We start from the raw sequence: 24,349 nt of genomic DNA, 5'->3' as shown, positions 1-24,349 counted from the left end.
CCTGACACTCGCTGCATAACAACACGAACAGGTGTCCACTCCGCGGGGACAAGGCCCGGCGGCGCAGCTCAAGCTCCTGGAACCGCTGATCTCCCGGCCCCGCCTTGCTCCGTTCCTCGCCGTCACGGGCACACAGGCGAGAGCGATGGAGCTGTACCTGTGGAACGTGCGCCTGTCCGCCGCCTTCGGCGAGGTGATCGCCCTTGCCGAGGTCATCCTGCGCAACGCCATGGCGGAACAGCTCGCCGCCGCCTACGGAGCGACCTGGTACGCGCGCGCTGAGCTGTTCGACGACCGCACCATGAGCGGCTTCAAGACCACCTGGCGCAACATCACCATGCCCGCCGATCCGGCGACCGGGAAGCCGGCGCAGAAGACCCTCCGGGAGGTCCCGGCCGGGAAGATCGTGGCGGAGTCCACCTTCGGCTGCTGGGTGAACCTGCTCGACAAGGGCGGCACCCGGGGCGACGGCCCGCACCGCAAGAACGTCGACTACGACTCCACCCTGTGGCGCAAGGCCCTGCATAAGGCGTTCCCGAACAGCGGCGGCAAGCGGACCACTGTGTTTACCACCGCCAGCCATGTCCGGTCGCTGCGCAATCGCGTCGCCCATCACGAACCGCTGATCGACGGCGTTCCTCTCCCGGGTCAGACCGACCGCCGCGGCCGGACCCGTCGGCTCACTCTGTCCGACGCCCACACCGAGGTCCTGCTCCTGGCCGAGTACATCGACAAGGACGTCGCCACCTGGCTCGGGCAGACCAGCCGCGTCCCCGAGCTGCTGCGCACCCGGCCGTGACTTTCGCCTCCGCAGCTCGATTCCATAGACCAGCCAGAGGGAATCGCCAGGTACTGCGATCCGGACAGCGCAAAGATCAAACCAGCTTGTTGATTTCCGAGGCGTCCGTCCGTCATTTACTCTCCCCACTCCCTTGTCTGACGGACCGTCAGATACGAGCATGGGTGTGTCCGTGTTCGCGTCTCTGAAGGAGAAATCCATGGGCAAGCTCGACGGCCGGGTCGTTCTCGTCACCGGAGGTGCCCGTGGGCAGGGTGAGCAGGAAGTGCGGCTCTTTGTTAGCGAGGGCGCCGAAGTCGTCGTCGCCGACGTGCTCGACGAGCAAGGGGAGGCGCTCGCCAAGGAGCTGGGCGACCGTGCCCGGTACGTTCACCTGGACGTGAGTCAGGAGGACGACTGGGCGGACGCGGTGGCCGCGGCGAAGGCGGCGTACGGGAAGGTCGACGGGCTCGTCAACAACGCCGGGATCCTGCGCTTCAACGCCCTCGTCGACACCCCGCTCGACGAGTTCATGCAGATCGTGCGGGTCAACCAGGTCGGTGTCTTCCTCGGCATCAAGGCGCTCGCCCCCGAGATCGAGGCGGCCGGCGGTGGGACCGTCGTCAACACCTCCTCGTATGTCGGGCTCACCGGCATGGCGTACGTCGGCGCGTACAGCGCGACCAAGCACGCCATCGTCGGCCTCACCCGCGTGGCCGCGCTGGAGCTGGCGGGCAAGGGGATCCGCGTCAACGCCGTCTGCCCCGGCGCGGTCAACACGGCCATGAGCAATCCGGTCCTGCTCGATCCGACCACGGACGCCGAGGCGGCCCTGGCGTCCGTCGCCTCGCTGTATCGCAAGATCATCCCGATGGGCCGGATCGGCGGCGCCGAGGAGGTGGCCAGGCTGGCCCTCTTCCTGTCCTGCGAGGACTCCTCCTACATCACGGGTCAGCCGTTCGTGATCGACGGGGGCTGGCTGGCCGGCGTGAGCGCGATGTGACGGGCCGTCAGGTATTGACGCCTCGCGGGCTCGGTGCCACAGTCGGCGGCAATGAATCTGACGGTACGTCAGGTACGGCTACGGGTGAGACACGGCTGACGGACAGGGGACGGTGAACCTCCTTGGAATTCGGGCTCTTTGTACAGGGATACGTGGGCAAGCGGGCCGAGACCGATCCGCTCGCGGAGCACAAGGCGCTGATGGAGGAGACCGAGTACGTCATCCAGGCGGACAAGTCCGGCTTCAAGTACGCCTGGGCGTCCGAGCACCACTTCCTGGAGGAGTACTCTCACCTCTCCGCCAACGACGTCTTCCTCGGCTATCTGGCACACGCGACCGAGCGGATCCACCTGGGCTCGGGCATCTTCAACCCGCTCGCCCAGGTCAACCACCCCGTGAAGGTCGCCGAGAAGGTCGCCATGCTCGACCATCTCACCGAGGGCCGCTTCGAGTTCGGCAGCGGGCGCGGCGCCGGCTCGCACGAGATCCTCGGCTTCCTCCCCGGCATCACCGACATGAACTACACCAAGGAGATCTGGGAAGAGACCATCGCCGAGTTCCCGAAGATGTGGCTCCAGGACGAGTACGTCGGGTTCAAGGGCAAGCACTGGCAGCTCCCGCCCCGCAAGATCTTGCCGAAGCCGTACGGGAAGTCGCACCCCGCGATGTGGTACGCCGCCGGGTCGCCGCCCTCGTACGCCATGGCGGCCCGCAAGGGGCTCGGGGTGCTCGGCTTCAGCGTGCAGAAGGTCTCCGACATGGAGTGGGTCCTGGAGCAGTACAAGACGGCCGTCGTCGAGGCGGAGCCGGTCGGGGACTTCGTCAACGACAACGTGATGGTGACGACGACGGCGATCTGCGCGCCCACCCACGACGAGGCGATACGGGTCGCCGTGAACGGCGGGCTGCACTATCTGCCCTCGCTCGTCTTCCGCTACCACGACACGTTTCCTCGTCCCGAGGGGTTCCCGGTGTGGCCGGAGACGCTGCCCGAGTACAACGAGGAGCTCATCGAACTGCTCATCGCGGAGGAGCTGTTGATCTGCGGGGATCCGGACGAGGTGCTCACGCAGTGCAAGCGGTGGGAGCAGGCGGGGGCCGACCAGCTCAGCTTCGGGCTGCCGGTCGGGGTGCCCAAGGAGGAGACGCTCCAGACGATCAGGCTGATCGGGGAGCACGTGGTTCCGAAGATCGACACGGATCCTGTCCACCGGACCACTCGGTTCCGGGCGGCAGGCTGAGGGTCGTCGGAGGGTGCGGCCGCGTGGGGGCTGGTCGCGCAGTTCCCCGCGCCCCCAGGTGAGTGCACCCGTAGCAAGCCAGAGGATTCAGGGAGAGAAGGGGCTGTCGTGCTTGACCATCTGATCGCGGGTGTGACCATCGTCGACGGGTCGGGTGGGCCCGCCTTCGTCGGGGACGTGGGGATACGGGACGGGCGGATCGCCGCGGTCGGCCAGGTCACGGAGGAGGCCCGGACGCGGGAGGACGCCGCCGGGCTCGTCCTCGCGCCCGGGTTCGTCGACCCCCACACCCACTACGACGCCCAGCTCTTCTGGGACCCGTACGCCACGCCCTCGCTCAACCACGGGGTGACGACCGTGGCGGGGGGCAACTGCGGGTTCACCCTCGCGCCCCTGAACCCGGCGCGGCCCGAGGACGCCGACTACACCCGGCGGATGATGTCCAAGGTCGAGGGGATGTCGCTGGTCGCCCTTGAGGAGGGCGCGCCCTGGAGCTGGCACTCCTTCGGGGACTACCTCGACGCCCTGGAGGGGCGGATCGCCGTCAACGCCGGTTTCATGGTGGGGCACTGCGCGCTGCGGCGGTACGTGATGGGGCCGGACGCCGTGGGCGGGCAGCCGACGCCGGAGCAGCTGGCGGCGATGGTCGCGCTGCTCGACGAGGCGATGGCGGCCGGTGCCTGGGGCCTGTCCACCACCCAGTCGTCCACCCACTCCGACGGCGACGGCAAACCCGTCGCGTCCCGGCACGCGCGCCCCGCCGAACTGCTCGCGCTCTCCCGGGCCGTGGGCGAGCGCGAGGGCACGCAGATCGAGGCGATCGTGGCGGGCTGCCTCGACCAGTTCAGCGACGCCGAGATCGATCTGTTCGTGGAGATGAGCGCGGCGGCCGGCCGGCCCCTGAACTGGAACGTCCTGACGATCGACGCGGCCGTCCCCGAGCGCGTGCCCCGGCAGCTGGCGGCAAGTGAGCGGGCCCGTAAGGCCGGTGGGCGGATCGTCGCCCTCACGATGCCGATCCTCACCCCGATGAACATGTCCCTCGGCACCTTCTGCGCCCTCAACCTCATCCCCGGCTGGGGCGAGGTCCTCGGCCTGCCCGTGCCCGAGCGGATCGCGAAACTGCGGGACCCGGTGGTCCGGGCCGAGATGCTGCGGCGGGCCGACTCCAAGGAGGCCGGCGTCTTCCGGCGCCTCGCCGACTTCGGGCGGTACGTCATCGGGGACACGTACAGCGCCGAGAACGAGGGGCTCACCGGCCGGGTCGTGCGGGACATCGCGGCCGAGCGCGGCCAGGAGCCCTTCGAGTGCATCGTCGGGATCTGTGCCAACGACGAGATGCGTACGGTCCTGTGGCCCATGCCGACCGACAACGACCCCGACTCGTGGCTCCTCCGCCAGGAGACGTGGCGGCACGAGGACGTGCTGCTCGGCGGCTCCGACGCGGGCGCCCATCTGGACCGGATGTGCGGGGCGCCGTACACGACCCGGTTCCTCGGGGACTGTCTGCGCGGGCGGAGACTGGTCACGCTGGAGCAGGCGGTGAAGATGCTCACGGACGACCCGGCGCGGCTCTTCGGGCTCCGTGGGCGCGGACGGATCACGGAGGGCTTCCATGCCGACCTCGTGCTCTTCGACCCGGAGCGGATCGACGCCGGCAAGGCCACCCTGGTGCACGACCTGCCGGGAGACAGCCCGCGCCTGGACTCGAAGGCGATCGGCGTCACGGCCGTGTGGGTCAACGGCGTCGAGTCGATACGCGACGACGTGGTGACCGGCGCCGTCCCCGGCACGGTGCTCAGGTCGGGCCGGGACACGCGCACGGTGAGCACCACATGAGCGACGGGCAGCGGCTGTTCATCGGTGGTTCGTGGGTGGAGCCGGACGGCGGCCACTACGCGGTGATCGACCCGGCGACCGAGGAGACCGTCGGGGCGGCTCCGGAGGCCTCACGGGACCAGGTGCACGCGGCGGCGGGTGCCGCCCGCGAGGCCTTCCGGTCGTGGTCGCGCACGGCCCCCGAGGAGCGGGCCGCCGTCCTGCGCCGGGCGGCCCGGGAGATCCGGCGCAACCTCGTCCCGTACGCCGAGCTGGCCCAGGCGGAGACCGGGGCCACCACCGGGACCGCGCGCGGGATGCAGGTGGGGGTCGGGGCGGCCCGCTTCGAGCGGTACGCGCGCGTGGAGCCCGTCGAGCAGCCGCTGCCCCCGCAGATCAACGAGGCGGGCCCGTTCGGCGGGGCGGCCGTCCTCGGTGCCCTCGCCGTGCGCCGGCCGGTCGGCGTGGTCACCTGCATCACCTCGTACAACAACCCCTGGGCGAACCCGGCCGGCAAGATCGCGCCCGCCCTTGCGATGGGCAACACGGTCGTCGTCAAGCCCGCCCCGCAGGACCCGCTCTCCGTGTACCGGATGGCCGAGGCCCTGGAGGCGGCGGGCGTGCCGCCCGGTGTCGTGAACGTCGTCAGCGGTGCGCGCCCCGAGGTCGGGGAGGCGGCCGTCGACGCGCCCGACGTCGACATGGTCAGCTTCACCGGCTCGACCGCGGTGGGCCGGCGCATCGCCGAGGTGTGCGGGCGCGGGATGAAACGGCAGTTGATGGAGCTGGGCGGGAAGGGCGCGGCGATCGTCTTCGAGGACGCCGACCTGAGCTCGGCGGTCCGGGGGATCGGCACGACGTTCTCGTTCTACAGCGGCCAGATCTGCACGGCCCCGACGCGGGTCCTCGCGCAGCGCCCGGTGTACGAGCGACTCGTGGCCCAACTTGCCACCTACATCAGCCATTTGAAGGTGGGGGACCCGCGGGCCGAGGGCACGGTCGTCGGACCGGTGATCTCGGCGGCCCACCGGGACCGCGTCGAGTCGTACGTCGAACTGGGCCGCAAGGAGGGCGCGCGGGTGGTCGCGGGCGGCGAACGCCCGCCTCTCGACCGGGGTTTCTACGTGGCGCCCGCGCTGCTCGCCGACTGCACCCGCGACATGCGGGTGGTCCGCGAGGAGATCTTCGGCCCGGTCGTCGTGGTGCTGCCCTTCGACGACGAGGAGGAGGCCGTCGCGCTGGCCGACGACAGCGAGTACGGCCTGATCGACTACGTCTGGTCGGGCGACGTGGCCCGCGCCTTCCGGGTCGCGGGGCGGCTGCGGTCCGGGGGCGTCGGCGTCAACACGGTCGGCCGCAACATGGAGGCGCCGTTCGGCGGCTTCAAGCAGAGCGGGGTGGGCCGGGACGTCGGCTCGTACGCCCTGCACGCGTACTCCGAACTCCAGTCGCTGGTCTGGCCGGGCTGAGGGCCCCCGGCTGAGGGCGGGCCGGTGGTCGTCGGGTTCAGGCGGTGGTTCAGACCGGCGGCCAGTTGCGCAGGGCCGTGTCCGCCACCCGCTGGAGGTCCTCGCGGGCGGTGCCGCCGGCGGCCTGCACGGCGATGCCGTTCCCCACGGTCATGAGGTAGCGGGCGAGCGCCTGGGCGTCGGTGCCCGCGGGCAGGTCGCCCTCCTCGACGGCCTGTCGGAACCGGTCGCGCAGCTGGTCGACGGCCTCGTCGCGCCAGGCGACCAGCAGGTCGCGGATGGTGCGCCCCGGGTCGCCGGCGGCGAGAGCGGCCTGCACGCCGAGACATCCGGTGGGGTGACCGGGGCGGGTGGTGGCCCGCACCGAGCCGCCCAGGAACGCGGTGGCCACCTCCAGGGCGGTCGGTTCCCGCAGGGCGCGGGCCACGTACGAGGCGGGCCCCTCGGTGTAGCGCTCCAGGGCCTTGCGGAACAGCTCCTCCTTGTTGCCGAAGGCCGCGTACATGCTGGTGCGGGTGATGCCCATGGCGTCGGTCAGGTCGGTGAGGCTGGCGCCCTCGTAGCCCTGCTCCCAGAAGACCCGCACGGCGCGTTCGAGCGCCTCGTCGGCGTCGAAGCCTCTGGGGCGGCCGATCGCCGCCTTCCGCTGGATCTCCATGCACCCAGCCTACCTCTTCTGTACCGGTCGGTGCGGAAGGTGTTACGGTCTCATTCGGTACTGATCGGTACCGAACTTTGTGGAGGTCATCGACATGGGACAGCTAGAGGGCAAGACGGCGGTCGTCACCGGCGGCGGCACCGGGATCGGCCTGGCCAGCGCGGTGCGGCTGGCGGCCGAGGGTGCGCACGTGTTCGTCACCGGCCGGCGCAAGACCGAGCTGGACGCGGCGGTGGAGGTCATCGGCGCGGCGAGTGCCACCGCCGTGGCGGGCGACATCGCGAACCCGGCCGACCTGGACCGGCTGTACGGCGCGGTCCGCGCCCGGGGCCGGGGGCTCGACGTGGTCTTCGCGAACGCGGCGACCGCCTCGCTCGCACCGCTGGAGCAGATCACCGAGGAGCAGTTCGACGCGGCCTTCGGTGTCAATGTGCGGGGCACGCTGTTCACCGTGCAGAAGGCGCTGCCGCTGCTCAACGAGGGCGCCTCGGTGATCCTGAACGCCTCGACCGCCGCGGACAACGGCGCCGAGGCGTTCAGTGTGTACGCGGCCTCCAAGGCGGCCGTCCGGTCCTTCGCGCGCGGCTGGGCCAACGAGCTCAAGAGTCGCGGTGTCCGGGTCAACGCCATCTCGCCGGGCCCGGTCGACACCCCCGCCATCCCGGCCCTCTTCGGTGAGGAGAACGCGCCCGAGGTCCGGGTGAAGCTCGCGGGCGACACCGCGATCGGCCGGATGGGCCGCCCGGAGGAGGTCGCCGCCCTGGTGGCGTTCCTCGCCTCCGAGCAGAGCAGCTTCGTCCTCGGCGCCAACTTCTACGTCGACGGCGGTGAGAACCAGATCTGAGGCCGATGCGGGTAGCGACGCTACGCGTGCCGTTAGCGTCGCTACCGTTTCGGTGTTAGCGTTGTTCTCGTCGGAAGGCGAACAGCGCTAACCGCCGAGACGAGGAGCACCGTCATGACGGAACAGACCGGTACGGGAACCGGAACCCCCACCGCCGCGGCCGACCGCGTGGCGATCGTCACCGGCGGGTCCCGGGGGATCGGGCGGGAGACCGCGGAGCGGCTGGCGGCCGACGGCTTCGCCGTCGTCGTGAACTACGCGGGCAACCGGGCGGAGGCCGAGAAGGCCGTCGGCGCGATCACCGAGGCGGGCGGCCGGGCGATCGCCTTCCGCGCCGACGTGGCCGAGGAGACCGAGGTCGCGGCGCTCTTCGACACCGCCGAGTCGACGTACGGCGGGGTCGACGTCGTCGTCCACGCGGCCGGTGTCATGACGCTGGCCCCGGTCGTCGACACCGACCTCGACGCCCTGGACCGGATGCACCGCACCAACATCCGCGGCACCTTCGTCGTCGACCAGCAGGCCGCCCGCCGGCTGCGCGCGGGCGGCGCGATCCTCAACTTCTCCACCTCCGTACTGGCCCTCGCCCTCCCCGGTTACGCCGGATACGCGGCCACCAAGGGCGCCGTCGAGGCCATGACCCTGATCCTGGCCCGCGAGCTGCGCGGCCGGGACGTCACCGTCAACGCGGTGGCCCCGGGGCCGACCGCCACCGCCCTGTTCCTGGACGGCAAGGACGAGGAGACCGTCGCGCGGATGGCCGCGCAGCCGCCGCTCGAGCGCCTCGGCACACCCCGTGACATCGCCGAGGTCGTGTCCTTCCTGGCCGGTCCGGGCGGCCGCTGGGTCAACGGCCAGGTGGTCCGCGCCAACGGCGGCATCGCGTAACGCTCACCGACTCCCTTCTCTCTCCCCTCAGTTCAGGAGGCCCGTCATGGGCAGCACGATCGTCATCACGGGTGCGGGTTCCGGGTTCGGCGCGCTCGCCGCGCGGCCGACGACCGCCTCGCGGCCCGCCGCATGAGCTCGGACGGCGTCGCGGCCGTGAGTACGAAAGCGCGCATTCTCCAAGTGGCGGCGGCCCTGGTCGCCGAGTCCTCCGACGGGGACGTGTCGACCAGGGCCGTGTGCGAGGGCGCCGGGGTCGGCGCCCCCGCCCTCTACCGCCACTTCGGGGACAAGGAGGGCCTCCTGTCGGCGGTCGTCGACCACGGCTGGGACCAGTACCTCGCGACCAAGCGCCACCGCGCCCCCGGCACCGACCCGGTCCAGGACCTTCGGGACGGCTGGGACACCCACGTCGAGTTCGCCCTGGGCAACCCGAACCTGTTCCGGCTGATGCACTCCCCGGCGATGCGTACGCCCCCGGCGGCGGCCCTGGAGGCCCACCAGATCCTCACCTCGGACCTGCGAAGGGCGGCAGCGCAGGGCAAGTTGTGCGTGGCCCCCGAACTGGCGGCCCAGATGATCATGTCGGCGAACGTCGGCGTGGCCCTGATGCTGGTCTCCCGCCCGGCGACCTTCACCGACCGCTCGGTGGCCCGCCGGGTCCGGGACGCGGTCCACGCGACGGTGTTCACACCGGACGTGCTGCGGCCCCGCGAACCGGCCGACGCCCCCACCGGGACGGCCGAGGCGACCGGGACGGCCGGGACTGCCGAGCCCGGTGTCCCCTCCGCGGCGGCCCGCCTCAACGCCCTGCTCGGCCAGTCCCCGCCCCCGGCCCTCACCCGGGCCGAGAGCACCCTGCTCGCGGAGTGGCTGGACCGCCTCTCGAACACGCCCTAGCGGAACGGGAGCGGGCGCAGCGGGCCGGAGAAGCGCGCCGGAGCGACTCAGCCGTGGGTCAGGTTCTGGAGGCCGACCACGCGCAGCAGCTCCAGCCGCTCCGCGGACTCGCTGCCGGGCCGGGCGGTGTAGAGGACCAGCCGCTGGTCGTGCTCCGGGTTCAGCATCGCCTCGCAGTCCAGCTCCAGCAGGCCGACCACCGGATGCAGGAACCGCTTGACGTCGGAGCGGCGCACGGCGACCTCGTGGGTGTCCCACAGCGCCGAGAACTCCTCGCTCCGGGCGCGGAGCCGGCGTACGAGCCCCGCCAGCCGTGTGTCGTCCGGGCGCCTGCCGAGTGCGGCGCGCAGGTCCGCCACCGCCGTACGGGCGGCGCGGTCACGGTCCTCGGCCGGGAAGAGCTCCCGCGCGCCGGGATCCGTGAAGTACCGCCAGACGACGTTGCGCTCCGCCTCGGGGAGGGCGGACGCGTCGCCGTGCAGCGCCTGGTCCATGGCGTTCTGCGCGAGGACGTCGCCGCGGTCGTTCACCACCCGGGCGGGAGTGTCCGTCAGCCGGTCGAGCACCAGGAGCAGACCGGGGCGTACGTGGTCCGTGGCGGCCCGGTCGCGCGGGGGCTCCTCGCCCGCCAGGTGGAAGAGGTGGTCCCGTTCGTCGCCGGTCAGCCGCAGCGCGCGGGCCGCGGCGGCGAGCATCTGGCGTGACGGGCGCGAACCCCTTGCCTGCTCCATCCGCGTGTAGTGGTCGGTGGACATACCGGCCAGCTGCGCCACCTCCTCGCGGCGCAGTCCCGGGGTACGGCGCCGCGGGCCCCGCGACAGCCCCACGTCGGCGGGGGCGAGCCGGGTACGGCAGTGGCGCAGGAAGTCGCCCAGTTCGGTTCTGTCCACCTCCCCACCATGCCCCGGAACGCGGGGCCCAGCCAGGGACCGCCCGTCCCCGGACAAGGCCGTCTCTCCCGCCGGGCCGCGCGCCGCCGCACGCTGGTCCCGGGCGCACCTCCGCCCACCTCTCCTCTTCTCCTCCTGCTTCCCCTGGGGAAGCCCCGCGAAGAAAGGCGTGATCCGTATGCGGTACCGCACGCTCGGCCGGACCGGTATCAAGGTCAGCCCCTACGGGCTCGGCGCGTTGATGTTCGCCACGTCCGTCGGCAACCCCGACCCCGACGACTCGGTCCGCGTCATCCACAAGGCGCTGGACTCGGGGATCAACCTCATCGACACCTCCGACGCCTACGGCGACTCCGAGGAGGTCGTCGGCAAGGCGATCGAGGGGCGCCGTGACCACGTCGTCCTCGCGACGAAGGTGAGCCGCCCCATGGGCGACGACCCCAATCAGCAGGGTGCCTCACGGCGCTGGATCACGACCGCCGTGGAGAACTCGCTGCGCCGGCTGCGGACCGACCACATCGACCTCTACCAGATCCATGTGCCGGACCCCACGACGGACATCGAGGAGACCCTGTCCGTACTCTCCGACCTGATCCACAGCGGGAAGGTCCGGGCGATCGGGACGTCCGCGATGCCGGTGTCCGACCTCGTCGAGGCCCGGTGGGTCGCCGAGCGCCGCGGACTGGCCCGCTTCCACACCGAGCAGCCGCCGTACTCGCTGCTCAACCGCGGTATCGAACGCGAGGTGCTGCCGGTCGCCAGGCGTCACGGGATGGGCACGCTGGTGTGGGGCCCGCTCGGGCAGGGGCTGCTCACCGGCCGCGTCCGCAAGGGCGAGCGGAACGAACTGCGCCGCGCCGCCTACTTCAAGCACCTCAACGACGAGCGCCGTATCGACGTCGTCGAGCGGTTCGTCGCGCTCGCCGAGGAGGCGGGCCTGCCGCTGACACACCTCGCGATGGCGTTCGCGATCGCCCACCCCGGGGTGACCAGCGCGCTCGCCGGGCTGCGCACGATGAGCCACCTCGACGACCTGCTCGCCGGGCTCGACGTGGTGCTCACCGACGACCTCCTCGACCGGATCGACGAGATCGTGCCGCCCGGCACGGACGTCGGCACGCTCGACCAGGCCTATGTGCCCCCGGCCCTCCAGCGGCCGGACCTCCGCCGCCGCCCGGCCGCCGAGCGCGCCGCGGCCTGACGGCTACCGCGGCTGCGCCTCGTCGGGCCCGGTCAGGTCGACCCGTACGGTCAGCAGGTTCGTCCCGACGGCGCGGACCGCCGCGCTGTTCATCCGGTGCAGGGACCTGAGCCGGACGCGCGGGTCGTCCTGGTGCAGCAGGTGGGCGGTGCCGTGGTGCCATCGACCGCCGACCCGGACCCGGACCTTCGGGTCCGCCCGGATGTTCCGCACGTACTGCGACTTGTCGCCGTACTCGGAGACGATCCAGAACTCCTGCCCGACCCGGCGCCCGCCGACCGGCGTCCGCCGGGGGAGTCCGGACGTCCGCCCGGTCGTCTCCAGCAGCGTCTGGAACGGCAGCCGTCGGGACAGCGGATTGATCACCCGCCGCTGGAGCGCCGTGACGGTGCGGAACTTGAACTCCTGGCGACGAGACATGGCGACTCCCGGATATGGCCCCTGCAGCGTCAGCTGTTCACGGGTGTCGGGACAACGTCAGCTGTTCACGGGCGTCGAGACCGGAGCGGAGACCCGAACGGAGCCCGGAGCCGGAGCCGGCCGGCTCGGCGCCGTCCTCGGGCCGGCTGATCTCGGCCCACACCGCGTCGAGGGAGAGGCCGAGGACGTCGGCGATCGCCGCGATGGTCGGGAAGGCGGGCGTGGCCACGCGGCCCGTCTCGATCTTCCGGAGGGTCTCCGGTGAGACACGGGCGTCGAGGGCGATGTCGAGCATCGAGCGTTCTCCCCGCGCCCGCCGGAGGAGGGCGCCGAGGCGCTGTCCGCGTGCGACCTCTGCGGGGGTGAGCGGCAACCTGACCATGAATCCGATTCTAGTACCGGTACAGTAGTGCCGGTATAGTTATTGGTTGCACGAGTTGGTTGCATGAGAAGGGCGCCGCATGATCGAGATCCTGAACCCCACCCTGTTGGCCCGAGCGAAAGGCACCGGCGCCCTGGTCGCCGACATCCTGCAGACGCTGAAGGGCCGCAGCACGGTCGGCACGACCCTGCTGGACATCGACCGGTGGGCCAAGGCCATGATCATCGAGGCCGGAGCGGTGTCCTGCTACGTGGACTACGCGCCGTCCTTCGGGCGCGGCCCGTTCGGCCACTACATCTGCACGGCCGTCAACGACGCCGTGCTGCACGGGCTGCCGCACGACTACGCGCTCGCCGACGGCGATCTGCTCACCCTCGACCTCGCCGTCTCCAAGGGCGGCGTCGCGGCGGACTCCGCCATCAGCTTCATCGTGGGCGACACCAAGCCCGCGGAGAGCGTCGCGATGATCGACGCGACCGAGCGCGCGCTGGCCGCGGGGATCGCCGCCGCCGGGCCCGGCGCCCGCATCGGCGACATCTCCCATGCGATCGGTACGGTCCTCAGCGGGGCGGGGTATCCGATCAACACCGAGTTCGGCGGCCACGGCATCGGATCGACGATGCACCAGGACCCGCACATCTCGAACACCGGGCGGCCCGGCCGGGGCTACAAGCTGCGCCCCGGGCTGCTGCTGGCACTGGAGCCCTGGGTCATGGCGGACACCGCCCAGCTCGTCACCGACGCCGACGGGTGGACGCTGCGCAGCGCGACCGGCTGCCGGACGGCGCACAGCGAGCACACGATCGCGATCACCGAGGACGGGGCCGAGATCCTCACCTCGGCGAAGTAGGCCGAAGACGGCCGAAGAAGGCCGAAGAAGGCCGGCGGGCACGGAGGCGGAGCGGCGAGCACCGGGGCAGCCGTTGCCCAAAGTCCCGCCGTCCTAGCCCGATTGACGTCGATCGACACAGGGTTCGCACACGTCACCCCCTCCCCATCTCCTATCCTCGCTGCGAGGGCGCCGCCGGGGACAAAGGAAACACGCATGGATGGGTTGACCCCGGATGATCCGGGTTGGATAGGGAACTACCGACTGCTCGGCAGACTCGGTGAGGGGGGAATGGGACGGGTCTACCTGGCCCGTTCCGACCGGGGCCGCACGGTCGCGGTCAAGGTCGTCAAGGAGGAACTGGCGCGCAAGTCCGACTTCAGACGGCGCTTCGCGCAGGAGGTGAAGGCGGCCCAGCGGGTCGGCGGCGACTGGACGGCACCCGTCCTGGACGCCGACACGGACGCGGCGACACCCTGGGTCGCCACCGGCTATGTCGCCGGACCCTCGCTCGCCACGGTGGTCGACGAGCAGTACGGCGCACTGCCCCAGCAGACCGTGCGAGCGCTGGCGATCGGACTCGTCCGCGCCCTCCAGGCCATCCACGGCGCCGGGCTCGTGCACCGCGACCTCAAGCCGTCCAACATCCTGGTGACGATCGACGGACCCCGCGTCATCGACTTCGGCATCGCCCGCGCCCTCGACCCGGCCATGCAGTCCGCCGATGGGCTCACCATGACGGGCGTCGTGGTGGGTTCGCCCGGCTTCATGTCGCCCGAGCAGGTGCGCGGGGTGCGGGTGACGTACGCGAGTGACGTCTTCTGCCTCGGGACCGTGCTGGCGTACACCGCGACGGGCCGGCTGCCGTTCGGCGCCAGCGAGGGCGGGATCCACTCGCTGCTCTACCGGATCGTGGCCGAGGAGCCCGACCTCACGGGGCTCCCCGAGGTCTGGGAGCGGCCGGTCGCGTGGTGTCTCGCGAAGGACCCGGAGCAACGGCCCACGCTGGAACAGCTGTTGGAGTACATCGAGGGCATGGAGGACCCCGGCGGCGCGTGGCTGCCGGGCGAGGTGCTCGCGGAGCTCGGCAGGCACGCCGTACAGCTCCTGAACCGCGAGGACCCGCAGAGCGGGCTGCTCGCCGGACTGGCGCCGGACACCGGACCGGTTTCAGGCCCGGCTTCGGAACCGGCTTCAGGACGGGGGTCGCTGAGATCGGGATCCGACTCCGGATCCGACTCCGGATCGGGTTCCGTTCCGGGTGCCGCGCAAGGGCTGCTGCCCGGCCAGGCGCAGGTCCCGGCACAGGCCGGCGCACCGGCCGTGGCGCACGCCGCGGCACCCGCTTCCGTCGCACCGGGCGGAACGCCGGGGCAGTACGCCGCCCCGATGCCCGGCTTCGGCCCGCCCGTCGCGTACAACCCGTCCCAGCCGGTGTGGCACAGTCCCGCGCCGGGCAGCCTCCGGCCGCCGTCCCACGTCGCGTCCTTCACCCCCATTCCGGCCGTCGGCTCGGTCCGGGAACTCGGCTGGGCCCTGGTCGGCCTGCTCGGACTGCTCAGCCTGTCCCTGCTGGTCCGCGCAGCCGCCGCCGGGCAGGTCCTGTTCCGGCTCGCCCAGGACAGTTCGGCGGACACCGACGCCGGCTGGGTCCTGCAGTCCGCGGCGTCGGCGGCCACGGACCTCGAAGTGCTGCTGTTCACGGCACTGGCGGTCGTGTGGGTGGTCTGGTTCCGGCGCACCCGGAGCAACGCCGAGGCCTTCGCGCCGGGGCGCATCCGCCACTCGTTCGGGATGGCGGCCGGCTCCTGGTTCATCCCGGTCGTCTGCCTCTACATGCCGAAGCAGATCAGCAACGACGTCTGGACGGCGACCACGGGCCGGCTCAAGGGCGCCGAGCGGTTGCTCCTCGGCGGCTGGTGGTGGAGCTGGAACCTCTTCATCGTGGGGTACGCGCAGGACTGGTTCATCCGCAACTGGTTCAGCGGCGGCAGCGCGGACGACGTCATGAGCAGCGCCCAGAAGTCGCTGGGGGCCTGCTGCACCGGCATCCTGTGCACGGCGTTGGCCGTCCTCGTCGTCCGGCGGCTCAGCTCCCACCAGCAGGCCCGCTTCGAGGAGACACGGCGCACCGTACGCCCATGAGGCCCGTGACGCTCATGACGCCCATGCACTCATGAAGCAGCGGCTCGGCGCGCGACAGGACGGGGGCGAGCGGCGCGCCGGGCCCGGTACCGCCGCCTGCCGGCTGCGGCCGCCGCCTACCGCCCCAGGAACACCGGGTTGGTGAACGCCGCCAGCGCCCCCGGCAGCGGGCCCGCCGCCACCTCGTGCCGTACCTCCGCGCGTACGTACGCCGCGTACTGGGCCGTCGTACGCCACTCCACCGAGCCGGCGCCCGACACGGGCAGGGCGGGGCTCGTGTGCAGGACGCCCTGGTCCGTGACGAAGCGGACCGTGCAGCGGGGGGCGCCCGAGACCTCCAGGCGGACCGTGACCGGGTCGTCGCGGTCCACCTTCAACCGGCCGCCGATCCCCGCGTGTTCGCCCTTCGGGCCGGTCGCCGAGAACGACAGCGACACCGTCTTCGACTCCGCCACGTAGCTGCGGCCGGCCCGGATGCCCTCCTGGATCGCCTCCCGGGTCAGGTCGTCGGCGAGGACGACCGTCTGCGGGGTGCCGACCGGGTCGGGATCGCGGTGGGCGTCGCTGTTGCCCATCGCCGGGATCCAGTCGAGCCCGTCGAGACCGTCGCGGCCTTCCCGCCCCTCTTGCCCCTCTCGGCCCTCGCGGCTCCGGCGTACGGAGGCGACGAGCATGCCGTCCCAGTCGGCCAGCGACACCTCGTCGTCGGGCCCGTACGCGCCGTTCCACACCTCGACCGCGTCCGCCTCGCCGAAGCCGAACTTCCAGTTGCAGCCGATGCAGGTGGCGTGCGGATGGGCCGGTACGACCAGACCGCCGGCCTGGCGGATCCGGCGCGCGTACTTGCCGAAGCGGTTGTCGCGCGCCCGGTAGCGCCAGTCGACGAACGTGCCCGGGTCGGTGCCGAGCGCGACGACGTGACCGTTCCTCGTCGTCACCTCCTCGCCCAGCAGGATCAGCAGTTCACCGTCGGGGTGGGGTCCCGCCTGGTCGGCCCAGTGGGCGTGCGCGGAGTGCGTGTTGTGCTCGGACGTGTTGATGAAGTCCAGACCCGCGGCCCGCGCGAGCGCCGCGATCTCGGCCGGGGTGCGCCGGCCGTCCGAGTACCACGAGTGCAGATGGCAGTCGCCCCGGTACCAGGCCCGGCCACGGCCCTTGGCCCGCGACGGCGGGTAGACCGGTTTCACCGCCTCGCCCGGCTCGCCGTACGTCAGCGTGACGGTGACCTCGTACGGAAGCCCGTCCGGCGCCACCGTGTACGGGCCGAGCGCGATGTACCAGGTGCCCTCGTGGACCGGGCCCGGGAGGTAGCCCGGTGTCGCGTCGTCCGCGCGGATGAAGAACTCGGTGCGCGCGCCGCCCGACCAGCCCCGGAAGCCCTTGCCGCCCAGCTCGGTGCCGTGCTGGTCGAAGATGCCGATGTCGAGCGCGTTGCCCGCGGTGCCCGCCGGGACGGCGGGCCGCTCGTAGGTGTACGCGACCTTGATCTCCCGTACGCCGGACGGGACTTCGACGGGCAGGTACACGAAGTCCGGCGCGCCGGTGGGCAGCGTGCCGCGGACGGTCCGCGTCTCGGACGAGCGGGCCGCGTCGGCCGCCTGACTCGGAAAGCTCACGCTTCCCAACGTAAGCGCGGCGGCGGCTCCCGTCACGAACAGCGCACGTCTGCCGACGCCGTGAGCACTGCCATGAACACCGCTGTGAACACCGCTGTGGTCGCTGTTGTGGTCGTCCTCGCACATGCTGCTGCTCCCCAGGTCGTCGTGAGTCACATGGCGCGGGTGGCACCGGTGGCGCGGGATGTCGTGGACACCAGCCTCGTATTCAGCCGTGAACTGTGGGACAAGGGAAGGGGAGCGCCAGTTTTCGGGCACGGACCACTCGTACGACGCGGCAGGTGCCGAAATGTGCCGACCGGTCGGTATCGACACGTGAGCCTCTCGCCGGTAGAGATGGGGCATGCGCATCTCCGTGACGATCTTCCTCACCGATGAGACGATCACTCCGACCCGGCTCGCCCGTGAGCTGGAGCAACGCGGCTTCGCCGGGCTCTATCTGCCGGAACACACGCACATACCGGTGGAGCGGACCACTCCGTATCCCGCGGGCGGCGACCTGCCGCCCGAGTACGGCCGCACCCTCGCCCCCTTCGTCGCCCTCGGCCAGGCGGCGGCCGTCACCGAGGCCCTCACGCTCGGCACCGGCATCACCCTGGTCGCCCAGCACGACCCGATCGACCTCGCCAAGCAGGTCGCGACCCTCGACCACCTCTCCGGCGGCCGCTTCACGCTCGGCGTCGGCTTCGGCTGGAACGTCGAGGAGGCCGCCGACCACGGCGTCGAGTGGCGTACGCGACGGGACCTCGGCCGGGACCGTATCGCGCTGATGCGGGCCCTGTGGTCGCCCGAACCGACCGCGTACGAGGGCACGTTCGGCTCCGTACGGGCCAGCCACGCCTACCCCAAGCCCGTGCAGAAGCCGCGCGGGCCACTCGTCGGGCCGCGCACCCTCTTGGGCGGGGCGGCCGGTCCCAAGCTCTTCTCGCACGTCGCCGAGTACGCGGACGGCTGGATGCCGATCGGCGGCCGGGGCCTGACGGAGTCGCTGCCCGTGCTGCGCACCGCCTGGGCCGAGGCGGGCCGCGACCCCGGGGCCCTCCAGGTCGTGCCCTTCGCCGTCCTGCCCAGCACCGGCAAGCTCGCGCACTACGCGGACCTGGGCATCGAGGAGGTCGTCCTGCAACTGCCGCCGGCGGGCGAGAGGGACGTATTGCGGGTACTGGACGAATTCGCGCCGTACGTGTGACACGCGGCACGTGCCTCACGCGGGACGCACAGATACATCCCGCGTGACGCACGGGTGCCACCCGTGAGGTACGTGCCGCAGGGCGTGGCCGGTGGGGCACTTGTGACGCGGCACACCGGTCGTGCCTGATCACCGCGATCGTATGCTCGAAGGATGACGACTTCCGCGACCTCCGGAACCGGGCCCACCCCGAACGCCATGCGTCGCGCCCTCAAACGCGCCCGCGACGGCGTCGCCCTCGACGTCACCGAGGCCGCCGTGCTGCTCCAGGCACGCGGCACCGACCTGGACGACCTGACCACGTCCGCCGCCCGGGTGCGTGACGCGGGCCTGGCGGCGGCCGGCCGGCCCGGCGTGATCACGTACTCGAAGAGCGTCTTCGTCCCGCTCACCCGGCTGTGCCGGGACAAGTGCCACTACTGCACGTTCGTCACCGTCCCCGGCAAGCTGCGCCGGGCCGGGCACGGCATGTTCATGTCCCCGGACGAGGTGCTGGACATCGCCCGCAAGGGTGCCGAACTGGGCTGCAAGGAAGCGCTGATCACCCTCGGCGACAAGCCCGAGGACCGCTGGCCCGAGGCCCGCGAGTGGCTCGACGCGAACGGCTACGACGACACGATCGCGTACGTACGGGCCATCTCGATCCGCATCCTGGAGGAGACGGGCCTGCTGCCCCACCTCAACCCGGGCGTCATGTCGTGGACCGACTTCCAGCGGCTCAAGCCCGTCGCGCCGAGCATGGGCATGATGCTGGAGACGACCGCGACCCGGCTGTGGTCCGAGCCCGGCGGCCCCCACCACGGCTCCCCGGACAAGGAGCCGGCGGTCCGGCTGCGGGTCCTGGAGGACGCGGGCCGCTCCTCCGTGCCCTTCACCAGCGGTCTGCTGATCGGCATCGGCGAGACGTACGAGGAGCGCGCCGACTCGCTCTTCGCGCTGCGCAAGGTGGCGCGGGCCTACCACGGCATCCAGGAGCTGATCATCCAGAACTTCCGCGCCAAGCCGGACACGGCGATGCGCGGGATGCCGGACGCCGAGCTGGACGAGCTGATCGCGACGGTCGCCGTGGCCCGGCACATCATGGGCCCCGCCGCCTGCCTCCAGGCGCCGCCCAACCTGGTCGACTCCGAGTACACGCGGCTGATCGGCGCCGGCATCGACGACTGGGGCGGGGTCTCGCCGCTGACCATCGACCACGTCAACCCCGAGCGCCCCTGGCCGCAGATCGACCTGCTGCGCGAGCAGTCGGCGGAAGCGGGCTTCACGCTCCGCGAACGGCTGTGCGTCTACCCGGAGTTCGTCCAGCGGGGCGAGCCGTGGCTGGACCCGCGGCTGCTGCCGCACGTACGGGCGCTCGCGGACCCGGAGACCGGGCTCGCGGTGCCCGACGCGGTCGTGGCGGGCCACCCGTGGCAGGAGCCCGAGGAGGCGTTCACCTCGTCGGGGCGTACGGATCTGCACGCGTCCATCGACACGGAGGGGCGCACCGGCGACCGCCGCGAGGACTACGACCACGTGTACGGCGACTGGGAGGCGCTGCGGGAGGCCGCGGCGCCCGGGATGGTCCCCTCGCGCATCGACACTGACGTCCGCGGGGCGCTGGCGACGGCCGCCGACGACCCGACCCGCCTCACCGACGACGAGGCCCTCGCGCTGCTCCACGCGGACGGCCCCGCGCTCGACGCGCTCTGCCGGATCGCCGACGACGTGCGCAGGTCGGCGGTCGGCGACGACGTCACGTACATCGTCACGCGGAACATCAACTTCACCAACGTCTGCTACACGGGCTGCCGTTTCTGCGCCTTCGCGCAGCGCCGGACCGACGCGGACGCGTACACGCTCTCCCTGGACCAGGTCGCCGACCGTGCCGCGCAGGCGTGGGACGTGGGGGCCGTCGAGGTCTGCATGCAGGGCGGTATCCACCCGGACCTGCCGGGGACGGCCTACTTCGACATCGCGCGCGCGGTGAAGGAGCGGGTGCCCGGGATGCACGTCCACGCCTTCTCCCCGATGGAGGTGGTGAACGGCGCGACCCGTACGGGCCTGTCGATCCGCGAGTGGCTGACGGCCGCGAAGGAGGCGGGCCTGGACACCATTCCCGGCACGGCCGCGGAGATCCTGGACGACGAGGTCCGCTGGGTCCTCACCAAGGGCAAGCTGCCGGCGGCGACCTGGATCGAGGTCGTGACGACGGCGCACGAGCTGGGCATCCGCTCGTCCTCGACGATGATGTACGGGCACGTGGACCAGCCCCGCCACTGGCTGGGCCACTTCCGCACGCTCTCCCGCATCCAGCAGCAGACCGGCGGTTTCACGGAGTTCGTGACCCTGCCCTTCATCCACACGAACGCGCCGGTGTACCTGGCGGGGATCGCCCGGCCGGGGCCGACGACCCGCGACAACCGCGCGGTGATGGCGATGGCCAGGCTCCTGCTGCACCCGCACATCCCCAACATCCAGACCAGCTGGGTGAAGCTGGGCACGGAGGGGGCGGCCGAGATGCTCCGCTCCGGCGCGAACGACCTCGGCGGCACGCTGATGGAGGAGACCATCTCCCGGATGGCGGGGTCGAGTTACGGCTCGTACAAGTCGGTGAAGGACCTGGTCGCGGTGGCGGAGGCGGCGGGCCGCCCGGCGAAGCCGCGTACGACGCTGTACGGCGAGGTGCCCGAGGAGCGGCAGCGGGTCGCGGCGGACTCGGACGGGCATCTGCCGGAGCTGCTGCCGGTTCTGGAGTGACGGGAGTGGCCCGAGTGGCCGAAGTGAGTGGAGTGAGTGGAGTGAAGTGACGAGCGCCCGTCGGAGTAGGATGATCGGACCCTCCGACGGGGTGAGTCAGAGCTGAGGAGATGCGTGCCCGTGCCTGCCCGACGGCTTCCCTCGTGGGCCTGGGTCACCGGTCTGACCGTGGCCGCTCTGGTGCTGGTCGCCACGCTGGCCGTCAAGGCCGAACAGGGGCCCCAGCCGACCGCGTCGGCGCGCCCGAAGCCGAGCGCCTCGGCGAGCGGCAAGCCCTCCGCCGAACCCGACGACCCCAAGCCGGTGGCCGTACCGGAGGGCTCCGGCACGGGACGGCGCATCGTCTACTCCCTCACGCAGAAGCGGGTGTGGCTGGTCGACGCGAGCGACGCGTCCCGGCGCACCTTCAAGGTGTGGCCGGGGACGGTCGGCCCCGACCCCGGCACGTACACGATCGGCGCCCGGAACGAGGCCACCACCGGCAGCGACGGTGTGCAGATCGAGAACATCGTCTACTTCGCCGTCGCGTCCGGCGGCGTCAGCGTCGCCTTCTCCAACGCCGTCGACGGCTCCTCCCCGCCACCGCCCGCCTCGGGGGCCAGGACGGGCGGGGTCAGGATGGCCGCGGCCGACGGGGACGCGGTGTGGAAGTTCGGCACGGCGGGGACGTCGGTCGCAGTCGTGAAGTAGCCGGCGGGGCGGTCGGCCCCGTCACGTGCGGGCGTCGGTGCCGGGGTGGCTGCGGCGGTCCGTGTCGGTCCAGGCGTGGAGCTTGTCCGGGTTGACCACGAGCCACAGATTGCTGATCCGGCCCGCACTCACGTCCACGTCCACCCCGACGACGGCGACGGTCGCCCCGGCGATGCGCACTATGACGCCCGGGGAGCCGTTGACGTCGTCCGCCACGATCTCCAGCTCGGGCTCCTTCCTCAGCAGACCGAGGAGGAAACGGGCCACCTTGTCCGGGCCGAGGACCGGACGGAGCGCGGCACGCACCCGGCCGCCGCCGTCGCTGCGCGCCTCGACCGCGGGGTCGAGCAGCGCGACCAGCGCGTCGAGGTCGCCGGTCCCGCACGCGTCGAGGAACGCGGAGACGACCCGCCGGTGCTCCGTCGTCGTACCGCCGACGGGCCGCCGCTCGGCGAGCCGGCGCCGGGCGGAGGAGGCGAGCTGACGGCAGGCGGCAGGGGAACGGCCGACCGTCTCGGCGATCTCGGCGAACGGCACCCCGAAGACGTCGTGGAGGACGAACGCCACGCGTTCGGCGGGCGTGACCGAGTCCAGCACGACGAGCATGCCCATGCTCACCGACTCGTCGAGGGTGATCCGGTCGGCGGGGTCGCCGCCGGCCTCGACGCCTTCGCCGCCCGTACTGGTCCAGGCGGTGCTGCCGTCCCTGACCGGCTCGGGCAGCCACTCGCCGGTGTAGCGCTCACGGCGGACGCGCGCCGAGGCCAGCTGGTCGAGGCAGATCCGCGAGGCGACCCGGGTCAGCCAGGCCAGCGGCGTACGGATCGCCTCCTGCTCGGCCTCGGACAGGGCGTACCAGCGGGCGTACGTCTCCTGCACGACGTCCTCGGCGTCCTGCACGGAGCCGAGCATGCGGTACCCGAGGTCGAGCAGCCGCCGCCGCTCGGCCATGAGGGAGCCGAGGCTGCTGTTGAGGCTGTCGGGGTCGCGACCGCTCGCGGCTTCCGGCACCCGCGCTCACCCGCCCTTCGCGACGTGGACGACGTTCTCGGTGAGCCACTGGTCGTAGGTCTGGCTGCCCCGGGCACCGGGCCCGGCCGGCAGATTGCCCCCTCGGGCCATGGCCTTCCCGACGGCCCCGGGCATGGTCACCGGCAGCAGCATCCGGCGCTGCCCCCGGGCCCGCACGAGCCGCCGAGCCATGTCGACGAGCTCCTCGACCCGCGGCCCGGCGAGCTCGGGTGCCATGCCCTGCGGCGGCCCGAGGACGAGTCCCACGAGGTGCTGGGCGACTTCGCGGGCGGCGACGGGCTGCGTACGCATACGGGGGACCACGGCGATCGGTCCGGGGACCTGATCGAGGACCTGGAGCGGGAACTCATGGAACTGGGTGGCCCGCAACACGCTCCAGGGAACCTCGGAGCCCCCCTCGGTCACGACCTCTTCCTGCCGCAGCTTGCCCTGGTAGTAGCCGAGGCCGACGCGTTCGAGGCCGACGATGGACAGGACGACGTGATGCCGGACCCCGACGCGGGCACCGGCTGCCACGAGATTGCGGCTGACGCTCTCGAAGAAGGCGATCGACTTCTTGCCGCTGGTGGTCTGCAGATTGCTGACGTCGACGACGGCGTCGACCCCCGCCATGGCCGGGTCGAGCCCGGCCCCGGAGACCAGGTCCACCCCTCGGGACCTGGCGAGCACCACGGGCTCGTGCCCGCCCGCGGTCAGCTCCTCGACGACGTACCGCCCGACCAGCCCGGTCCCGCCCGCTACCGCGATCCGCATGGCGAACCTCCTTCTCCCGCGCGCCGTACGCGAGCCGTGTCCCAGTAGTTCCCTGCAGAACGAACTCCGCGCGTGTACGTCATCCCGTGTCACCCCGAGGAATGCGGGCCGGCACCAGCAGAGAGGCCGACGACAGCACGAGCAGCGACAGCACGACGACGTTGAGCACCTGGTCGCGAGTGCCGTACATGCCGAGATGCTGCATGTGGTAGACGAGGTGCAGCACGTTGAAGACGAGCCAGGCCGCCCCGACGGTCTGCACGAGCCGGTTGTTCCGCACGGAGCACAGAGCGATGACGGTCAGCGCGGCCAACGCCAGGAACATGGCCCCGGCGTCCTTGGCGAGATGCTCGTTGTACGGCCCCAACTGAGGCAGCCACCTCATCCCGAACCCGGGAAAACTGGCATGCCACTGCTCGGGCGCGAAATAGGCCCAGACGCCGGTGTACACCGCGGTCACACCAAGAAAACCGAGATTGGCGTACCGGATTTTCGTGTTCATACCTCTATGACGAGATGGCCCTCGGCATTGTGAGGCGGGACCGCTCGGTTCGGCGGCCGGCTGAGTGGCACGGCCTCCTGCTGTCACTTCGAACTTCCATTGGGGGTACTCCCGCCCGCCGAGGTTGCCTGCGGCCAGACGGCCGCGCAGTCGGTGCTGACGGTCCGGATCCGCTCGGGACACGGGGTCGCCGCGCAGTGCCTCGAAGCAGCGCCGGGTGGTCCCCGGCGCCTCGGCGCCCAGCTCTCCCCATCCCTTCGCCGCCTCGTTCGTCGCGAATCGCACGTGCCGTTCCTGGCCCACCGGCGGTGGGGCGACGTCGTCGCCCCGCTTCGGGCTCACGGCGCGGTCACCTCGCCGTG

Annotated in this window: 22 protein-coding genes; 14 read left to right on the top strand and 8 right to left on the bottom strand. The window is 71.8% G+C overall.

Annotated elements, in window-relative coordinates:
• Positions 1 to 31 precede the first annotated feature (31 nt).
• The 5 genes from ACLVWQ_RS37665 (at position 32) to ACLVWQ_RS37645 (ending at position 6,309) form a co-directional block, all read left to right on the top strand.
• A complete protein-coding gene (locus ACLVWQ_RS37665) occupies positions 32 to 799 on the top strand; it encodes an Abi family protein (protein WP_414113798.1) in 768 nt (255 codons plus the stop codon).
• Positions 800 to 998: 199 nt separating this feature from the next.
• Positions 999 to 1,781, top strand: a complete 783-nt coding sequence (locus ACLVWQ_RS37660) for an SDR family NAD(P)-dependent oxidoreductase (RefSeq protein WP_414113797.1) — start codon at positions 999 to 1,001, stop codon at positions 1,779 to 1,781.
• Between the two features lie 122 nt (positions 1,782 to 1,903).
• Positions 1,904 to 3,022 carry an LLM class flavin-dependent oxidoreductase gene (locus tag ACLVWQ_RS37655; RefSeq protein ID WP_414113796.1) on the top strand — a complete coding sequence of 373 codons (1,119 nt, stop codon included), beginning with the start codon at positions 1,904 to 1,906 and terminating at the stop codon, positions 3,020 to 3,022.
• A 108-nt stretch (positions 3,023 to 3,130) separates the two neighbouring features.
• Positions 3,131 to 4,861: an N-acyl-D-amino-acid deacylase family protein gene (locus ACLVWQ_RS37650; protein ID WP_414113795.1), complete on the top strand. Its 1,731-nt coding sequence runs from the start codon at positions 3,131 to 3,133 to the stop codon at positions 4,859 to 4,861.
• On the top strand, positions 4,858 to 6,309 hold the full coding sequence (locus ACLVWQ_RS37645) for an aldehyde dehydrogenase family protein (RefSeq protein WP_414113794.1): 1,452 nt from the start codon (positions 4,858 to 4,860) through the stop codon (positions 6,307 to 6,309). The genes ACLVWQ_RS37650 and ACLVWQ_RS37645 overlap by 4 nt, the downstream gene beginning before the upstream one ends.
• A 49-nt stretch (positions 6,310 to 6,358) precedes the next feature.
• Here the strand turns inward: ACLVWQ_RS37645 and ACLVWQ_RS37640 are convergent, their stop codons facing one another.
• Positions 6,359 to 6,967, bottom strand: a complete 609-nt coding sequence (locus ACLVWQ_RS37640; protein ID WP_414113793.1) for a TetR/AcrR family transcriptional regulator — start codon at positions 6,965 to 6,967, stop codon at positions 6,359 to 6,361.
• Between the two features lie 94 nt (positions 6,968 to 7,061).
• Between ACLVWQ_RS37640 and ACLVWQ_RS37635 the strand changes: the two genes are divergently transcribed.
• The 3 genes from ACLVWQ_RS37635 (at position 7,062) to ACLVWQ_RS37625 (ending at position 9,599) form a co-directional block, all read left to right on the top strand.
• The gene (locus tag ACLVWQ_RS37635; protein WP_414113792.1) at positions 7,062 to 7,811 is read left to right on the top strand and encodes an SDR family NAD(P)-dependent oxidoreductase; all 750 of its coding nucleotides are present in this window, start codon (positions 7,062 to 7,064) and stop codon (positions 7,809 to 7,811) included.
• 114 nt (positions 7,812 to 7,925) lie between these two features.
• A complete protein-coding gene (locus ACLVWQ_RS37630; RefSeq protein WP_414113791.1) occupies positions 7,926 to 8,699 on the top strand; it encodes an SDR family oxidoreductase in 774 nt (257 codons plus the stop codon).
• Positions 8,700 to 8,831: 132 nt separating this feature from the next.
• Positions 8,832 to 9,599, top strand: coding sequence for a TetR/AcrR family transcriptional regulator (locus ACLVWQ_RS37625; RefSeq protein WP_414113790.1), 768 nt, complete (start codon positions 8,832 to 8,834; stop codon positions 9,597 to 9,599).
• 47 nt (positions 9,600 to 9,646) lie between these two features.
• On the opposite strand, the gene ACLVWQ_RS37620 is transcribed toward ACLVWQ_RS37625, so the two are convergent.
• The gene (locus ACLVWQ_RS37620) at positions 9,647 to 10,489 is read right to left on the bottom strand and encodes a helix-turn-helix transcriptional regulator (protein ID WP_414113789.1); all 843 of its coding nucleotides are present in this window, start codon (positions 10,487 to 10,489) and stop codon (positions 9,647 to 9,649) included.
• Between the two features lie 178 nt (positions 10,490 to 10,667).
• Here ACLVWQ_RS37620 and ACLVWQ_RS37615 point away from each other — a divergent pair, with 178 nt between their 5' ends.
• Positions 10,668 to 11,690 (top strand): aldo/keto reductase, encoded by a 1,023-nt coding sequence (locus ACLVWQ_RS37615; protein WP_414113788.1) that lies wholly within the window; start codon positions 10,668 to 10,670, stop codon positions 11,688 to 11,690.
• A 3-nt stretch (positions 11,691 to 11,693) separates the two neighbouring features.
• On the opposite strand, the gene ACLVWQ_RS37610 is transcribed toward ACLVWQ_RS37615, so the two are convergent.
• The gene (locus ACLVWQ_RS37610) at positions 11,694 to 12,110 is read right to left on the bottom strand and encodes a nitroreductase/quinone reductase family protein (RefSeq protein WP_414113787.1); all 417 of its coding nucleotides are present in this window, start codon (positions 12,108 to 12,110) and stop codon (positions 11,694 to 11,696) included.
• 37 nt (positions 12,111 to 12,147) lie between these two features.
• On the bottom strand, positions 12,148 to 12,492 hold the full coding sequence (locus ACLVWQ_RS37605; protein WP_414113786.1) for a helix-turn-helix domain-containing protein: 345 nt from the start codon (positions 12,490 to 12,492) through the stop codon (positions 12,148 to 12,150).
• A 79-nt stretch (positions 12,493 to 12,571) separates the two neighbouring features.
• Between ACLVWQ_RS37605 and map the strand changes: the two genes are divergently transcribed.
• Both map and ACLVWQ_RS37595 read left to right on the top strand, forming a co-directional pair.
• Positions 12,572 to 13,342: a type I methionyl aminopeptidase gene (gene map, locus ACLVWQ_RS37600; RefSeq protein ID WP_414113785.1), complete on the top strand. Its 771-nt coding sequence runs from the start codon at positions 12,572 to 12,574 to the stop codon at positions 13,340 to 13,342.
• A 195-nt stretch (positions 13,343 to 13,537) separates the two neighbouring features.
• Positions 13,538 to 15,466: a protein kinase domain-containing protein gene (locus ACLVWQ_RS37595; protein WP_414113784.1), complete on the top strand. Its 1,929-nt coding sequence runs from the start codon at positions 13,538 to 13,540 to the stop codon at positions 15,464 to 15,466.
• A 116-nt stretch (positions 15,467 to 15,582) separates the two neighbouring features.
• Here the strand turns inward: ACLVWQ_RS37595 and ACLVWQ_RS37590 are convergent, their stop codons facing one another.
• Positions 15,583 to 17,208: a CehA/McbA family metallohydrolase gene (locus tag ACLVWQ_RS37590; RefSeq protein ID WP_414113783.1), complete on the bottom strand. Its 1,626-nt coding sequence runs from the start codon at positions 17,206 to 17,208 to the stop codon at positions 15,583 to 15,585.
• Positions 17,209 to 17,425: 217 nt separating this feature from the next.
• Between ACLVWQ_RS37590 and ACLVWQ_RS37585 the strand changes: the two genes are divergently transcribed.
• The 3 genes from ACLVWQ_RS37585 to ACLVWQ_RS37575 all read left to right on the top strand — a co-directional run bounded on the left by ACLVWQ_RS37585 (position 17,426) and on the right by ACLVWQ_RS37575 (position 21,700).
• The gene (locus tag ACLVWQ_RS37585; RefSeq protein ID WP_414113782.1) at positions 17,426 to 18,271 is read left to right on the top strand and encodes an LLM class F420-dependent oxidoreductase; all 846 of its coding nucleotides are present in this window, start codon (positions 17,426 to 17,428) and stop codon (positions 18,269 to 18,271) included.
• 153 nt (positions 18,272 to 18,424) lie between these two features.
• Complete coding sequence (locus tag ACLVWQ_RS37580) at positions 18,425 to 21,010, top strand: bifunctional FO biosynthesis protein CofGH (RefSeq protein WP_414113781.1); 2,586 nt, start codon at positions 18,425 to 18,427, stop codon at positions 21,008 to 21,010.
• A gap of 114 nt (positions 21,011 to 21,124) precedes the next feature.
• The gene (locus ACLVWQ_RS37575; RefSeq protein ID WP_414113780.1) at positions 21,125 to 21,700 is read left to right on the top strand and encodes a hypothetical protein; all 576 of its coding nucleotides are present in this window, start codon (positions 21,125 to 21,127) and stop codon (positions 21,698 to 21,700) included.
• A 21-nt stretch (positions 21,701 to 21,721) separates the two neighbouring features.
• On the opposite strand, the gene sigJ is transcribed toward ACLVWQ_RS37575, so the two are convergent.
• The 3 genes from sigJ to ACLVWQ_RS37560 all read right to left on the bottom strand — a co-directional run bounded on the left by sigJ (position 21,722) and on the right by ACLVWQ_RS37560 (position 24,329).
• Positions 21,722 to 22,651, bottom strand: coding sequence for an RNA polymerase sigma factor SigJ (gene sigJ / locus ACLVWQ_RS37570; RefSeq protein ID WP_414113802.1), 930 nt, complete (start codon positions 22,649 to 22,651; stop codon positions 21,722 to 21,724).
• A 66-nt stretch (positions 22,652 to 22,717) separates the two neighbouring features.
• Positions 22,718 to 23,485: an SDR family oxidoreductase gene (locus ACLVWQ_RS37565; RefSeq protein ID WP_414113779.1), complete on the bottom strand. Its 768-nt coding sequence runs from the start codon at positions 23,483 to 23,485 to the stop codon at positions 22,718 to 22,720.
• A 79-nt stretch (positions 23,486 to 23,564) separates the two neighbouring features.
• On the bottom strand, positions 23,565 to 24,329 hold the full coding sequence (locus ACLVWQ_RS37560; protein ID WP_414113778.1) for a hypothetical protein: 765 nt from the start codon (positions 24,327 to 24,329) through the stop codon (positions 23,565 to 23,567).
• Positions 24,330 to 24,349: the final 20 nt, after the last annotated feature.

The organism is Streptomyces sp. CWNU-52B (assembly GCF_047444975.1).
Taxonomy (GTDB): domain Bacteria; phylum Actinomycetota; class Actinomycetes; order Streptomycetales; family Streptomycetaceae; genus Streptomyces.
The sequence above is the reverse complement of the archived record's forward strand: the minus strand, read 5'-3'. Positions and strand labels throughout refer to the sequence as shown.

Bases quoted from the DNA above. Each gene is read 5' to 3' on its own strand.
- ACLVWQ_RS37635 (WP_414113792.1), top strand. From the start codon at position 7,062: ATGGGACAGCTAGAGGGCAAGACGGCGGTCGTCACCGGCGGCGGCACC.
- ACLVWQ_RS37565 (WP_414113779.1), bottom strand. From the start codon at position 23,485: ATGCGGATCGCGGTAGCGGGCGGGACCGGGCTGGTCGGGCGGTACGTC.
- ACLVWQ_RS37625 (WP_414113790.1), top strand. From the start codon at position 8,832: ATGAGCTCGGACGGCGTCGCGGCCGTGAGTACGAAAGCGCGCATTCTC.
- ACLVWQ_RS37605 (WP_414113786.1), bottom strand. From the start codon at position 12,492: ATGGTCAGGTTGCCGCTCACCCCCGCAGAGGTCGCACGCGGACAGCGC.
- map (WP_414113785.1), top strand. From the start codon at position 12,572: ATGATCGAGATCCTGAACCCCACCCTGTTGGCCCGAGCGAAAGGCACC.
- ACLVWQ_RS37640 (WP_414113793.1), bottom strand. From the start codon at position 6,967: ATGGAGATCCAGCGGAAGGCGGCGATCGGCCGCCCCAGAGGCTTCGAC.
- ACLVWQ_RS37585 (WP_414113782.1), top strand. From the start codon at position 17,426: ATGCGCATCTCCGTGACGATCTTCCTCACCGATGAGACGATCACTCCG.
- sigJ (WP_414113802.1), bottom strand. From the start codon at position 22,651: ATGGCCGAGCGGCGGCGGCTGCTCGACCTCGGGTACCGCATGCTCGGC.
- ACLVWQ_RS37615 (WP_414113788.1), top strand. From the start codon at position 10,668: ATGCGGTACCGCACGCTCGGCCGGACCGGTATCAAGGTCAGCCCCTAC.
- ACLVWQ_RS37660 (WP_414113797.1), top strand. From the start codon at position 999: ATGGGCAAGCTCGACGGCCGGGTCGTTCTCGTCACCGGAGGTGCCCGT.
- ACLVWQ_RS37595 (WP_414113784.1), top strand. From the start codon at position 13,538: ATGGATGGGTTGACCCCGGATGATCCGGGTTGGATAGGGAACTACCGA.
- ACLVWQ_RS37610 (WP_414113787.1), bottom strand. From the start codon at position 12,110: ATGTCTCGTCGCCAGGAGTTCAAGTTCCGCACCGTCACGGCGCTCCAG.
- ACLVWQ_RS37630 (WP_414113791.1), top strand. From the start codon at position 7,926: ATGACGGAACAGACCGGTACGGGAACCGGAACCCCCACCGCCGCGGCC.
- ACLVWQ_RS37580 (WP_414113781.1), top strand. From the start codon at position 18,425: ATGACGACTTCCGCGACCTCCGGAACCGGGCCCACCCCGAACGCCATG.
- ACLVWQ_RS37590 (WP_414113783.1), bottom strand. From the start codon at position 17,208: ATGTGCGAGGACGACCACAACAGCGACCACAGCGGTGTTCACAGCGGT.
- ACLVWQ_RS37645 (WP_414113794.1), top strand. From the start codon at position 4,858: ATGAGCGACGGGCAGCGGCTGTTCATCGGTGGTTCGTGGGTGGAGCCG.